The organism is Variovorax sp. ZS18.2.2 (genome assembly GCF_024701975.1).
Taxonomy (GTDB): Bacteria; Pseudomonadota; Gammaproteobacteria; order Burkholderiales; family Burkholderiaceae_C; genus Variovorax.
Map to the genome: position 1 here is coordinate 1 of NZ_JANLNM010000017.1, position 13,454 is coordinate 13,454.

Here is a 13,454-nt window from a genome sequence, read left to right on the forward strand (position 1 = left end):
TGTAGGTGCCGGACTCGCCGCGGTTGTTGCTCCAGCCTGTGAGGCGGTGGGCGGCGTCGTAGGTGTAGGTAAGGACGAGGCCGGTGGGCAGCGTGATGGTCTCGACGGTGCCGTAGGGCTTGTAGGTGAGCGTGGTTGTCTGGCCGCCGACGGTCTGGGTCAGCAGCCGGTCGCGCAGGTCGTAGGTGTAGGTAGTGACGAGGCCGTTGGGGGCCGTCGTACTGATGACGCGGTTGGCGGTGTCGTAGGCGTAGCTGGTGGCGTGGCCCAGCGCGTTGGTCGATGTGAGGACGTTGCCTCGGGTGTCGTAGGTGTAGCTCGACACAGCACCGTTGGGTTCGGTGGCCGTCTCGACCAACTGCTGGGCGCTGTAGGTCCACTGCCAGAGCTGGGCTTTGTTGGTGGCGGTGTCGGTGACTGTCTTGGTCAGGGCATTGCCGACAGCGTCATAGGTGTAGGCGGTGGTTCGGCCGGGCTCTGTGATAAGTGCGGGGAGGCTGAAGATTGGGTGCCACTGCGTGGTCACCGTTCGGGCATCAGGTGCGCCAGAGGCATAGATCACGGACGTGGGCAAGCGACGGGCGGTGTCCCACGTCGTGGTGGTCACAACGCCGTTGAAGTCGGTCTCACTAGTGATCAGACCGTTGGCATCCTGCACACGGCCGGCCGCGTCAGCTTCGTCGAGACCCGAGGGCAAGGAGCCTCCAGTTACCGCAAGCTTTCCCTTGGTCGTGCTGTAGCGGTAGGTGCGGCTCGTGCCCAAGGGGTCGAGGATCGACGCAGTGGCCGCGCTGGGATAGCTGACTTGATAGCGATCGACCGAACCGGCCAGTGCCGAATCGATGGCCCGCCCGCGGTTGTCGTAGGAAAAAGTGGCGAAGCGCGCACCAGTCTCGTCGAGGATGCCGGTGAGGGCCTGTGGGAAGCCGGCGTTCTCATAAAGAAAGCCGCGGGTCTTCCCGTCGGGATAGGTGACGAGCGACAAACGTCCCACTGTGTCGTAGGCGTAGGAGATGATGCGCAGATCAGGCGTGGTGATGCCCACCAGTTGGCCGGCAGTGTTGTAGGTCAGGGCCAAGGAGCGGCCAAAACCATTGCTGATGGTGGTGATCTGGCCAGCGTTGTTGTAGGTGTAGAAGATGGCCCATCCATTGCGTGGCGCGAGGGTCTGCAGCTTGCCATCGGCTGTGAAACCCAAAACGGCATCGTCGTCAGCGCGCCGGTATGTCCAGGAGCCGTCGCTGTTCTGGATCAGAGTGTCGGCACTGTTGGCGGCGTTCCAGGCGACGGCCCCACCCACTTTTATGAAGGTGCGCAAAGAGCCTTCTGAGTCGGATACTGAGACGGTAGTTGGATTCGCTGTCGGCAAGAACGACAAGCTAGTGGCATGACTATGTGCCCACGCTTTGCCGAGTGGGCTGACGACTCGCGAAACATCAACACCCCAATTGCTGCGATATGTGCGGCCGAACGTCAAAGGCGCAGGACCGCGATCGAAAAAGTCGATCTCAAAGCGATATTTTTCTGCGCTTGCGGGGAGAATCGGAAAAGGGGTCATCGCGCCCGCAACTGGGGCCTTGCATTGGCCTATCGCTGACGATTCTGTCGCTCCCCGAACACATCCCGTTTGTTCGCCGTTCTCAACAAATCCGTCATTACAGGTACACGTCGAAGAACTAGAAAATGTGCTGTCTGCGGGGCAGACTTGGCCAACCCCAAATGCGTAGGTGTAGGTGCTGCCGGCCCCGCTTGTACAACCCACTCCAGGCTTACACACATAGGCGTACTTCAGGCCCTCATAAAGAAACCACGCATTGCCGGGCGTGGGCAATGGACTGGGCGATGTGCACGAAATCAGCGTCACGCTCGAAAACACATCCGACCGCTGCTCGGCAATAGTCTCAATGCCACGAGCGCAGGCGGCCTCCATCGTAGGCAAATTTGTGCCGTAGCACACACTCGAGCAGTAATACGTGCCGGTCGAATACTGCACGGTGGGGGCAATCGGCGGCAACGCATGCGCGGGCATAGCGAACAAAAATGGTGCAAGCAGCGCGAGCCCACCGGCTATTAAGCGGAAAAAATGGGCTAGGCAGCCCAACGCAGCGTTTGAAATTTTCATCTCACCCTCCCCTCATGCTTCCTTGTTCGCGTGTCTGAACACCCACCGCCGCTTCTCGCGAGAGTCATGGCAGCCGGTATTTTTTGAACGGTCGATCACCCCCTCAGGCGACGCACACTGCCATGCAGCGCGCTCCGTGCAAGCTGTTTCAGACTAGCTGAAAGGCCACATGCGAACAACGACAGATCAGCAGCACCTGGATTCCTGATCGCGAGCTGAATATGAAAGTACGCAGTGATTGCGCCTTGCGTTGTTGCTCGACGACAAGGGGGCGTAGGCCAAGTGCCGGCAAGGTGCGCTGCGGCCAATGGATCGGTCGAGACTTTTCGTCCGAGCCGCACCACCGCGCCCGCGATAGTCCGCCCTTCCACAGCTCGAACGCGCGAGGACCGAGCAATGTATCGCTGGTTCGGCCTTGGCCGTCCCGCTAGCAGCACGGAAAGCGAGATACCCGCCACCGGTTCGCGCAGCTAACTGCGTAAACAGGTTCGCACTGCGTACCTCATTGCGTACCGCCTCGTTGCGTACCAGTTCGTCGGCCTTGGCTTGGATGGCTGCGGAGAGATCGCGGGTCCATCCATCGGACTTCGCGCGCTTGCGGATCGCTGCCTCTGAAAGACCGTGCTCTCGGGCGATCTGGCGCACGCTCTTCACGCCCGCGCGGTAGTCGGCCTCGATGGTCGGCCAGTGGGCCGTCGGCTTGTCGGGTTCAGGTTCGCGCGCGTCTGTCATAGACCCGGATGATTCCGGGTGCGCACCAATGCTGCGAACCTAGTGGAGGTCAGGCCAAGAGCGTCCGAAATTGAGCCGCAGCGGGGCTCCAGCGCGGAATAGCAAATCAGCGGCGCCGCGGCGCTGGGCAGCGCCTCCGAAATCGGGCCGCAGTCCGCATAGCCTCAGGTGCTCACAGAATCAGTGCTTCACCAACTGGAAGCCGAAATGACACCCGAACAGAAGACCGAGACGAGGCTTTTCGTCCTGCAACGCGCGATCATGGCCCTCATCAACACGCACCCCAATCCTCGGGAATTTGCCAAGGCGTTCTCGTCGTTCACAGCTCAGCAGCAAGTGGACCAAGCTGCGTTTGCGAAGTCGAGTCCGGAAGTGCGAGCGGAGTCTGCGGAGTTTGCTGGAGAGCTTATCGAGTGGGCTGTCCGGGTCGCTGACGCGAAGGATTCAGCAGGAGGGGGGCGGCCAAGCCGCTAAGCAAATGCGCAATGCCGCGGGTCGCCTCCCGCGCCGCTTCTGCGACTGCGACTGCGACTGGACCAGGATGGTCTAGGAATGACCTGCCCGCAGACCATGGAGGCATCGACCTGCAGCGCGCCATCTTTCACTGTCACTACGCCATGCCCTTTAGCCTCGCGTCCTTCAGCGACTCGACGAAATCGCCAAAGCTTTTGACCTTTCCGATGACCTGATCCCCGGAAACCTCCAAAGAGGTCATCTTGACACGGGCGACCGCGCTGGTAGGCATCGCAGGAAGGCTGGCCTCCTGCGCGACCAGCTGCTCCTCTAGCTCGGCACGCGCCTGGTCAGCGTACTTGTGCAGCGCGGTCTCGATGAGTTGGATGCGCTTGAAGACTTCTTCGCCGAACGTTCTAGCAACGCGATCGTTGACGATCTCCCCTTTGTGCACCACACGGTTTCGGATTGCAGCCAACTCGCTTGCTTGCGGCGGCGCAACTCCTTCCGTCAAGAGGTAGAGAAAAACAAACGCTCCGAACTGACGTTCAGATTGCGCGCCCACCTGCGGCCAAGCCAACTTGGCGTCGATACCTTTCGCACGACACACCACTCTGATGAAGTGCTCGTACGCTCGCTCCAGAGCTGTGTTCAGCATGGCAACCGCTTCGTTTGCAAAGCCAGAGAGAAATGCCGTGCCTCCGGAGGTTAGAAGGATCTGATGCCTTGTCGCATCGACGATCACCACCGTGTTGTGCTGCTTCTCGCAAACCAGCCTAACCCTGCCCTCCTCGTCAAACTCGCCCATCAGAAACGACATCTTCTTGGTGTCAAAGCCAAGCTCATCGAAGCACTGAACGCAGGGAGTTTTCCATCTCATGTTGCCGTCCATCGTAGCCTCGTCGGGCAACATTTCTCAACATTCGAGGAATGCCGCCGACCAGCTTGACTCGAGATCACAATGTGCCTTCCAACAACTGGAGGTTGAGATGGCTCTTACGATTTCCGAGGATCAGATCGCAACGACGAACCTACTGACCTACGTCTCGTTCCTGCTGCTGAAGCGAGGGACGACGGACGTAGCAAACGAGATCCACACCATCGCCGTATTGCCGGCCTTCTACGGGCGCGACACACCCGCCAAGCCGACCTCGCACGAGCAACTCTTCATCGAGGTTGATGAGCCAGGCGATGCCACGGCAGTCGCGCGGGTCCGACTGGCGCTCACGGAACGATTCAAAGCGCTGGGCCATCCTCGGACGATTTGAAGTCGGTCCAGCCACAGCCCGCTCTATCGCCCGAACTGCATCACCACGCCGGCCGTGGCCATCCCGATCATGCGCAACTCGCGAAGGGTGAGATCCAGGCAGGTATCGCCGACCTCGAGCTTCCCCCCGCCACCGGGCATCAGCGTCATCGACACAGCACGATCCTCAGGCGCTGGCGGCACCGCCTCGAAGATGCCGGGTGCGACACGGCGCACGCGCCCATCTTCGATCATCCGCTTCACGTGGTCGTCGATGATCGTGTAGCTCAAGCCCAGCGTCTCCATGAGCACCTGCCGGGTGGCCACGTGGTTGCTGTTCCCCAAGTCGACGATGGTTTGCCAGATCAGAGCGCCCGGACCTCTGCGCACGAGCGGCTTTGAGGAGGCCTGGGCAGGGCCGGGCATCTGGAGCGGTTGTGCGGCAGTTGTGGTCACGTTCATGCCTAGGTGCTGCTCGGTGCTGTGGTGGGTAGGACGATGCGCGATCAGTTCGGTGGCGTCAAAGGGCATTGGGGTGCTCACCCGGAACAGGTTTTCTTGCATCGCCAATCTGACGTTTTGCGAGGATTTCCGCAAACCCAAGTTGGGCGCGAAAGCGGTTTGGCCCGCCGCCGCAATCCTGCCGCGCGCCGGCGTCGACGCGCCCGGATTGATCCGCTTGAAACGTGGAAACCCAGCTCCCCGGCAAGGGGGCGCAGAAGCCATTCCCTCCATCTCACATCTGCGCTTCGCTTACTTCGACCGCCAAGCCCATCAGCCGCTTGAGATCGGCCACCGGCCAGGCTAGGCGGCCGCCCACGCGCAATGGTTTCAACGGTCCCGTGCTCTTACACGCCCATAGCTGTAGGGTGGCCGTGGACCGGCTGAGGTGGTGGGCGGCCTCGGCCGTCGGGATGGCGGAGCGGGTCTCCTGCTCCAGCGGAACGATGGTCTTTGCAGCCATGGTGCGGGCCTTCGAATGCTTGAATAAGGCTTGTCATTCTTCGCATTGCCAGCGTTTCCCAAATCTCTACTGGGGGTGGTTGATGCTCCCCTCAGCCAGCGCTCGAAGGAAGCACTGTCGAACCTCGTCTACATAAAAGAGGCCGCTCTCGACTGCCGAAGGTCGGCCGCTACGGTCGCCGCGTCTGCAAAGTGATGGTGGCGCCCGCCTCGGCGCCGGCCGGCCGCAAGACACTCGACGTGGGCCTGGCCATGGTCACGTTGGGCATGGCCTGGTGGTATCGCGCCTATGCGCGCAAACAGACCGCCAAAGAGCGCGGGCAATATGAATTTGCCGAATTCGAGGCGAAAGCCAAGCGGGTCGGTTTGCGGCGGGACGAAGAACCAATGCCCCATGGAATTGGCGGCAGATGAGCCGTACCGAGCGGCCATAGCGCCAGAGCGCGCGTGCATCAGAATCGGGATGCGAATTCGCCGCTCCACAGGTCTCACATGAAGCTTCTTGTCATTTTTGTAGCGTTCTTTGCCCTCGCCTACTATGTCTTTGGGTCAGAGGAAGTTGAAAGGCACCTGACCCACAGGCAGATTGCTCAATCGCCTGGCTTTGCTCCCGCGATCTTTGATGGCATATCGAAGCACGAGGGCAAACGTAAGGGCCACGTTTCCTATTGGGTCAAATTCAAGTACCAGGTGGGCGGCTCAACTTACCGGGTGAGTACATCCAAAACCGATGAAGAGGGAGTGAAGCTTTTTATCGGAACTGCGCAGCAGGTCGCATACGACACCAGAGATCCCTCGGTTGCCAAGCTCAAACGCTACTATGACCTTGCTCGGCCGGGAGAAACGCTCGGTCAAGTGCTCGTCGTCGTCGGAGTCATTTGCGCTGGTATAGCTCTGCCGATCACTCTATTTTTGGCAGGGTGCTTGTGGTTGCTGCGCAAAGTTCGAGCGAAGATGCCGGTCGTCGGACAGACCAGCAAACCACGCAAGAGCTATCCGTAGCTCAGCGAATGCAGCCCCCCAGCGTCTGGGGGCGGCGCAAAGAGCTACGCGGTCACTAGCGCTTCTGGTGCGCTTTTACGGCCTGCGCAAGCGAGGCTGACCATGGGGCGGGACTGGCTTTCCGGGCCGGTTTCGACGGCTTGTTCTGCGAGTGATCGTCAGCATTCGGAGTCGTTGCTGCCTGGTATTCGTACTCGACAGATTTCCTCTCCCGCGTCGCTACCTTTTTGGACTGGGATCGCAGTAGAACTGCATTCAACGGGGTGTACGTCATGTCGCTCTTCAATTGAATTCGCTGGAGAAATAATGCTTGCGAGCCACCCATCTAAATCCTTCGTGCTTGGTGATCGTCGCTGTCTCGATTGGACCACCCACCGTTGCCGCCTTCAATGAAAACTGAGAAAATCTTGCGGCCGTATCAGCTAGATACTTGGCAAGATCGATAGCGTCCTGAATGGGCATGGCTGGCAAGGTCAAGTCCGCGTACAAGCGGCCCGCGGTATCGCTTCGAATTTGCCTCGCAAGGTCCAATTCGACGCCCATATCGACCAGCGCCTCAGTAAAGCGACTGCTCAGGCCAAGAACGAGCCGATCCAGTGCTTCAGTGTCGCCTGCCCATCGAGGGCCGTAAGGCGCCGGGTCATAGATGCTGCGCGGCTCCGTGCATTCGCTCTCGAGAATCTCGATTTCCCACGCTTCCGGCAATGTGCCGGTAGCCGAATAGCCGCATAACCAGTACCCGATATAGTTGTTCGGCCGTCCGTCGGGATACTCTGATCGATAGCACTGATCGAATAGGAAAAGCTTCGCTCTCGCGGCCACATCCCTCATGGTGTAGGTCTGAAGATCGAGATGCATCGGATCCATCGGATCTGTTAGCTTGGCTCGAAAATCCTTCGACAACGTTGCGATTGATGCGGTTCCAATGCTGCCGTTGCCGAACGTCATGGCGCCAATCGGGCAACCCTTCACAAGATTAAAAATCTTGTTGGCGTTGTTGTAGACCTTTACGACCTGCCCTTCAGTGTTTACGAAAGAAGTGGCACTGTCAGATGCAAGCACGATCCCGTCGTTGACCTTGACGGTAACTACGATTGTCATTTGTTTCTCCAGCCTCGCGCCGGATGCTACACCTCCATACGCGTACAACAGGAGAGAAAACCCAGGGGTCGTTTCATCGAAAGTACCTGGCCTGATACATTCCGCCCATGGCAAAGGACCCGAAGAACTTCACCGGCGAGAACATGAATGCGCTGCTCAACGAGGCAGCGAGTCATGAGCAAGCCAGGACCGAATGGAAGGGCATCGCAATGCTCTCCGTCGTAGCCGCGTGGGTCGTCGTCGCTGTCATTGGCATCTTCACCCTCTTCCGCTAACGCCCTCGCGCAAGTTGCGGATCCGCTGTCTGTTGGCGGCTTTCCGCTCCTCAAAGTCCGAAGTCTCGGCCGCAGCCGCCGCAGCGACAGGCCCAGTTGCCCGAGATACGGGAGTCCTCGTTGCCATCGCACGCACAAAGCCAGGATTGGTGGCGGCGCGCGCGCCAAGGTTAGCGGCCACCGGCGCGCCGAGCGCCATCGTGATGGCCGCCGCATTCCCTGAAGAGATCGAAGCGATTAGCCCGGCCATCCAACCTAGCAGTGCGTTCTGCCGCGCGGTCCCGGAGGGATTCGCGAAGACCTTCGAACCCTCGCGTCGCATGTTGGCCACGGCGCCCAGCTGCTGCACTCGATCTTCGAGCCCAGCGAAGCCCGACGATCCAAAGAGTGCGCGCCGCGCGGGCGGGCTCATGTTGGCCAGGTTCGTCAGGAACGTCTCCGAGCTGAAGGCGTCGCCCATTTCGTTCTGCTGCCCAGGCTTCGCGCGGCCGAGCCGTTGCAACACAGCAGCGGCCACCTCGCGGCGGTTCTCGACGGGCATGGACTTCATCACCCGACTGATTGTGGTGCCGCCTTCAGCCAGCCCCGTGGTTGCAGCTTTGAAGATCTTCTCGGGCGCATCGCGATTGACGACGGACTCCAACTGCTCCAGCCGCTGGATGCTCGACCGCGTGTACTGGTTGGCGCGGGCCCAGGTCTGCTGCGCCTGCGGGCCCGCGGCCGCAGCGGCATCGCCGAGGTCATCGCTGAGTGCCGCGTACAGCGCGCGCCACTTGCTGCGCGGCACGTCCGAGGTGAGCGAGTTGTCGGAGATCTCGCGCCCAACCATCGTGCGCAGTTTTTGCACTGCCTGGTATGGCAACTGACCGGGCAGGGTCGTCGCGCCTGTGCTCGACATGCCCGTAGGCGCCTGCGCTTGGCGAGCCAGTTCGAGATCCTCGCCCAGCGCGCGCTCGATGGAGCCGATGCGTGCGTTCTTGAAGAAGTTGCTGATGTTCGGCGCGCCGGGAATGCCTTCGTTCAAGGCCTCAAGTGCTGTCTGTGTGCGATTGACGCTCATTGGCGTCGCGGCCGGGATGAAGCCATCGAGGTCGCTGTACAGGCGTTGCTGCACGCTCTTGACGTTGTCCTTGAAAGCATTCACGCCACGCGTAATCGCGGCCCCGGCGTCAGCGCCGGTAGCAGTGGGGGACAGCGCGTCGGTGAGGTCTTGCACACTGCGCTGCATTGCTTCGGCTTGTGCCTCGCCGCGGCGGATCATGATCCCAGAACCGCCGACCACGTTCGACAGGCCGGTCTCGGCGGCTTGCACCGCGCGGCGTCCCGTCGCTTGGCCAAGGGTGGGCGTCTGGCCTGTTGCATCCTCGAAGGTCTGGATGCGATCGGCCATCTCCTGGCGGCCGGCTTCGCCACCGCGGATGGCTCCGCGCACAACGGCTCGAGCTGCGAACGGCGCGACGGTCGGCGCGAGCGCACCGGCGAGACCTGCAACGGTCTGCGCCACCGCACCGCCACCACTCTCTCGCGTGATGCCGGCGGCGCCTGCGCCAGTGGCGCCGCTGACCGCCTGCATGCCAGGCGCCGCAGCCAGGGCAGCGCCGAGCGCCTTCGTGATAGGCCCTGTAGCGGCCTGAGCGACGGCCTGCCCTGCCCCGACGCCGGTCAGCGCAGAGGCGGCGCCCGTGGCAGCATCTTGCACCACGCGCTCGGTCGCGTTCTCCGGCTTGGCCACGCCCGACTGGTCCATGATGTTTCCGAGGGCACTGGAGACCTTCTGGAAGCGGAAACCGTTACCCTCCCCTGCGACCTGGTCGAGCCCGGCATTCACTACGCCGGTGGCGGCATCGGAAACCATGCCCGGCAGTGCGGCGGCGCCCTGCACTGCGGCGCGCGCGGTCAGTCCCACCTGGTGGCCGATCTCGCCCATCACCGAGCGATCAGGCTTCGGCTGTTCCTGTGCCGCGCTAGCGGCGGCTGGCGAGAGCGCGGGCAACGACGCAAACAGCTCGTCATTGCTCATCTTCGAGTAGTCCAGAGCTTTCACGCCGGCAGTGCCGGGGGCTGTGGTCGCGCTCGAAGAAGTCAACTCCGACGCGGCGGATGGCGTGCTACTTGGTGTCGCCGACAGCGGCGCGACCGCGGCGGGCACCATAACCGGCGAGGCGGCAGGCGCCGGGCGAGGCTCGACCTGCGCGAACAGTTCGTCATTCGAAAGTTTCGAGTAGTCGACTGGATCGGTCATTTCAGTACCCCATTTGCTTGAGGCGTGCGGCCACGGCGGGATCGCTAGCGGCGCGGCGCTGCAATTCGGCGACCTGTGGCGGCGCGGCCTGCGCGGCTGGCGCGGACACCGCGGGCTTGTAGTCTTGAGGGACCACCAGCGACGGATCGGCGCTAGAGCGCTTGGCGATGTCGGAGTACCGGTCACGTGCCGCGCCGTATTCCGTGTCGAAGGTGCCCATCCGGGACTTCGCTTCGGTCAGGATCTGCTTCTTGACTTCATCCGTCAGCTTGCCGCCGCCCGCTACGTACTGAGCCCAGCCCTTCACGCGCTCCGGCATGCCCGGCGCATTGGCGACCGTCGAGTACTCGCCTTCGCGCACCACACTGTTCGGGTCGTAGAGCTTGGCGATGCCGTACACGATGTTGATGTCCGACATCGGCGTATTGCGTTTCACCGCATCCTCGATGCCGCGGAACGAAGGCAAGGCCTGCTTGTAGTTCTTGACCTCTGGCAGGCTCTCAAACTCCTTGCGGATCGCGGTCGAAACCTCGCCCGTCTTCCCCGCCTCGTCCAGACCTTTGCCCATGAGAGCGGCCTTTTGCGCCGCCGCAGCTTTTTGCTGAATAGGGTTGCCGTTCAGGATCATGTTGTCGAGCTGCGCCACCCGAGCCTTTTGCGCCTGCTCGGCCTGCGCCGCCGTGACCTGTCGATCGTCACGACTGACATCCAATGCCAGCTTCTTGCCCTCAAGGGCCAACTGCTGTTGCTGACGGGCGTCCACAACGCGCGCACGCGAGTCGAGCCCTTGCTCCGCGATTTGCGCGCGTCTCGTGTCCCCTGCATCCCGAACGCCAAGCGCGGCCTGTGCGGCACGCTGTTCGATGGGGGCCTGCGCTGCACCGAGTTGCGCAGCAAAGACTTGCGCACCATTTCGGCCAGGAGGCGCGCCGCGAGCGATCAGCGTGCGCACCGCGGCGCTGTCGTTGAAGTCGGCGTTTCGATTCGCTCCGCCGCTGTCGATGATGCCGAGACCCGGGGTAGGGTCGTTCGGGTTGCGCCAAGTCTGCTTGTCCTTTTCGAACGCGATGTCACGACTCGCCTGCGCGAGGCGATCGATGCCAGACACGCCTGCCGCGCTGACCGTGCCCACACTCCCCGCGGTCGGCTCGCCGTTGATCGAGACATCGCCAGTCACGCTTCCGCCCGAGTAGCTGCTCCCTTCCCGCTGAACGACTCCCAGCGCTGGTGCGGTCGCCACAGGCGCGGCGGCGGCGGGACTCAAGGCAGCTGCTCCACGTGCTAGTTCAGTCGCGCCATCAACGGCAGTGACATACGCCGGTGCGGCAATTGGCGCTGGCGCGACAGGCACTGGCGCTAGCGAACCTGGAGAAGCAGGGATTTGGCTCGCGCCGGACATCCCTGCGGATTGGGCCGCAGACACTTGCAAGTCCGTCGCAGGTACGGGCGCGGTGGTTGCGACTGGCGGCCTGTGCTCGCCGGCATTACGCACGCGAGCACCGAGCCCCGGCTGCACTTCTTCGTAACGGATGTCTGGTTCACGCGGATCCTCGACATATCCGCCATCGGCAAACGCAGGGCGGCCACTCTTGCGAACACCGAAGCCAGTGAGCTTGTGCGTGGCATCGATGGCGTTGAGCAGACGCTTCGCGCCCAGGGCCTCCACGGTGTCGGCGGGCATCACGATTTCGCCCTTCGAGAGCATCGCAGGGACGGAGTCACTCGTTGCGGTGCCGGGACCTTCGACCATGCCACCGTCGCGATACGCCACCATCTGAGGCGGCCCTCCACCGGTGCGGTTCGTATAGGGTGCTGGAGGTGTCGTCGGCGGCGGGGGTGGAGGTGGGACGGAAACAGGGGCTGGCGCTGCAGCGGGCGGCGTGGGCTGCGGTGCGGCCCCGGCGGGCGGTTGCTGCATTCCTCCGCCCACGAAAAACTGCGGCTGCGCCGGGGCTGTCGAAGCTGCGGAAGCCGCAGGGCGCAGAGCACCAAGGGCGGGCGACGGTGGGGCAGGCTTCACCGCCGCTGGCTGCGCCCCAAGGCCTGGCGCTGCATAGGACGCGCGAATGGTCGCGATCTGGGCGTTGGTGTCGGCGAGACTGCCGAGAGCATTCGGCCTGCCGACACCCAACGCAGGATTGAACGGTGCCGGCGGCGGTGCTGCTGCAGGTGATGTTGAAGTCGGCGCGATCGGCGCTGCGGCGGTGGCCGGAGCAGCAGGTGGAGCACCGGCGCCGATGGAGCTGAACGTGCCTCCCGGTGCTTGGCCATTCACAGAGATCGGGCCCGACACATTGCCACCGCTGTAGCTGTTCCCCGTGCGGTTCACCGCACCGAGGCCTGGGGCTGCCTCATCCACCAGACCGCCGTCGGCTGCATGCACGCGGCCGTCCTTCACCGGAGGCTTCTTCACCCCGAGGCCTCCCTTGTCGACCAGCGCCATGATCTGCGCGGCGCCGAACGCTCGCACCTTGTCCGCGGGGATGACCACCTCCCCGTCCGACAGTGCGGCGGGGATCGAGTCAGAGGTGGCGGTACCAGGCCCGCGCACGAGGCCGAAGCCCTGCTCTTGGGGAATCGACATCCCCGGCGTTGTGGATTGCATTGATGGCATATCGATCTCTCTTGGTTGAAAGTCACGCCCGGCCGATGGCCGGGCACGTTGGGAAAGGGGTTTGGCGTCGATGGGAATCCGTTGCCCATCGGTGCGAGAGCTGGATGGGTGCGCCCAGGCGCGACTGGTTTGCAGCTCTGGCGTATGGGTTGAAGGGGGGTTTTGACGTCAGCGAAGGGGGGGTTAAAACCCCCCCTTGACCTTCCCCGAAGGCTTTCGGGAAGCCTTCACCGAACCCTTCACCCAAGCCTTCACCAAAGGGGGGCTTTGGTGCTTCAGTCATGGTCGACTCCCAAGTCGAGCTGCGCCGCCGTTGCGGCCACGCGAGCACCTGGGGCCACCTGACCGCGGGCCGCACGCGGTAGGCGCGACTCGGCGTTGCGCGGCGTGACCACCGTTCGAGACTCTTCGATCTCCGTCTGAAACTCCTCTGACAGGTCTAGGGTCGCGTCGATGTACCAGGCCTCGAGCGTGATGTCGCATTGGTCGAAGCTCCTGTTCTGCCACATCCATTCGTGAACCTGCTTGATGCGCTCATGCAGCACGCCCAAACGGCGGGCGAGCTTGTCGACCATCCGTAAGCAGTCAATAAACCACGCCCTTGCGCGTGATGTTGGAACCGATCGGCGCAGGGCGGCCTACGCGCCGCCGAGCTCGATGTTCCAAGGCAGCAGCGCCTCATAGTCATCGACGGTCTGTGCCAG

General features: G+C 62.5%; 12 protein-coding genes and 2 pseudogenes. 5 read left to right on the forward strand and 9 right to left on the reverse strand.

Annotated elements, in window-relative coordinates; translation table 11 throughout:
* Both NU688_RS33680 and NU688_RS34145 read right to left on the reverse strand, forming a co-directional pair.
* Positions 1 to 1,318: pseudogene (locus NU688_RS33680) on the reverse strand (hypothetical protein); the annotation flags it as partial.
* Positions 1,319 to 1,366: 48 nt separating this feature from the next.
* A pseudogene (locus NU688_RS34145) lies at positions 1,367 to 2,122 on the reverse strand (DUF6531 domain-containing protein); the annotation flags it as partial.
* A gap of 939 nt (positions 2,123 to 3,061) precedes the next feature.
* Here NU688_RS34145 and NU688_RS33690 point away from each other — a divergent pair.
* Positions 3,062 to 3,328, forward strand: a complete 267-nt coding sequence (locus tag NU688_RS33690; protein WP_257865330.1) for a hypothetical protein — start codon at positions 3,062 to 3,064, stop codon at positions 3,326 to 3,328.
* Between the two features lie 136 nt (positions 3,329 to 3,464).
* Here the strand turns inward: NU688_RS33690 and NU688_RS33695 are convergent, their stop codons facing one another.
* Positions 3,465 to 4,199 (reverse strand): hypothetical protein, encoded by a 735-nt coding sequence (locus NU688_RS33695; RefSeq protein ID WP_257865331.1) that lies wholly within the window; start codon positions 4,197 to 4,199, stop codon positions 3,465 to 3,467.
* A gap of 97 nt (positions 4,200 to 4,296) precedes the next feature.
* Here NU688_RS33695 and NU688_RS33700 point away from each other — a divergent pair, with 97 nt between their 5' ends.
* Positions 4,297 to 4,575, forward strand: a complete 279-nt coding sequence (locus tag NU688_RS33700) for a hypothetical protein (RefSeq protein WP_257865333.1) — start codon at positions 4,297 to 4,299, stop codon at positions 4,573 to 4,575.
* Positions 4,576 to 4,598: 23 nt separating this feature from the next.
* On the opposite strand, the gene NU688_RS33705 is transcribed toward NU688_RS33700, so the two are convergent.
* Together NU688_RS33705 and NU688_RS33710 are read right to left on the reverse strand one after the other, a co-directional pair.
* Positions 4,599 to 5,279 (reverse strand): hypothetical protein, encoded by a 681-nt coding sequence (locus NU688_RS33705; protein ID WP_257865334.1) that lies wholly within the window; start codon positions 5,277 to 5,279, stop codon positions 4,599 to 4,601.
* Positions 5,280 to 5,289: 10 nt separating this feature from the next.
* Positions 5,290 to 5,517 carry a DNA-binding protein gene (locus NU688_RS33710; RefSeq protein ID WP_257865336.1) on the reverse strand — a complete coding sequence of 76 codons (228 nt, stop codon included), beginning with the start codon at positions 5,515 to 5,517 and terminating at the stop codon, positions 5,290 to 5,292.
* A gap of 194 nt (positions 5,518 to 5,711) precedes the next feature.
* On the opposite strand from NU688_RS33710, the gene NU688_RS33715 reads away from it, so the two are divergent.
* The gene (locus NU688_RS33715; RefSeq protein ID WP_257865337.1) at positions 5,712 to 5,930 is read left to right on the forward strand and encodes a thermonuclease family protein; all 219 of its coding nucleotides are present in this window, start codon (positions 5,712 to 5,714) and stop codon (positions 5,928 to 5,930) included.
* Positions 5,931 to 6,008: 78 nt separating this feature from the next.
* Positions 6,009 to 6,518 carry a DUF3592 domain-containing protein gene (locus tag NU688_RS33720; protein ID WP_257865338.1) on the forward strand — a complete coding sequence of 170 codons (510 nt, stop codon included), beginning with the start codon at positions 6,009 to 6,011 and terminating at the stop codon, positions 6,516 to 6,518.
* 282 nt (positions 6,519 to 6,800) lie between these two features.
* On the opposite strand, the gene NU688_RS33725 is transcribed toward NU688_RS33720, so the two are convergent.
* Positions 6,801 to 7,619 carry a hypothetical protein gene (locus NU688_RS33725; protein WP_257865339.1) on the reverse strand — a complete coding sequence of 273 codons (819 nt, stop codon included), beginning with the start codon at positions 7,617 to 7,619 and terminating at the stop codon, positions 6,801 to 6,803.
* A gap of 107 nt (positions 7,620 to 7,726) precedes the next feature.
* Between NU688_RS33725 and NU688_RS33730 the strand changes: the two genes are divergently transcribed.
* Positions 7,727 to 7,894, forward strand: a complete 168-nt coding sequence (locus tag NU688_RS33730; RefSeq protein ID WP_257865340.1) for a hypothetical protein — start codon at positions 7,727 to 7,729, stop codon at positions 7,892 to 7,894.
* Here the strand turns inward: NU688_RS33730 and NU688_RS33735 are convergent.
* The 3 genes from NU688_RS33735 to NU688_RS33745 form a co-directional block, all read right to left on the reverse strand.
* Entirely contained in the window at positions 7,878 to 10,136 is a 2,259-nt protein-coding gene (locus tag NU688_RS33735; protein WP_257865341.1) for a hypothetical protein, read from the reverse strand. The genes NU688_RS33730 and NU688_RS33735 overlap by 17 nt on opposite strands.
* A 1-nt stretch (position 10,137) precedes the next feature.
* Positions 10,138 to 12,741, reverse strand: coding sequence for a hypothetical protein (locus tag NU688_RS33740; RefSeq protein WP_257865342.1), 2,604 nt, complete (start codon positions 12,739 to 12,741; stop codon positions 10,138 to 10,140).
* Positions 12,742 to 13,025: 284 nt separating this feature from the next.
* Positions 13,026 to 13,325 carry a hypothetical protein gene (locus NU688_RS33745; protein WP_257865343.1) on the reverse strand — a complete coding sequence of 100 codons (300 nt, stop codon included), beginning with the start codon at positions 13,323 to 13,325 and terminating at the stop codon, positions 13,026 to 13,028.
* Positions 13,326 to 13,454 lie beyond the last annotated feature (129 nt).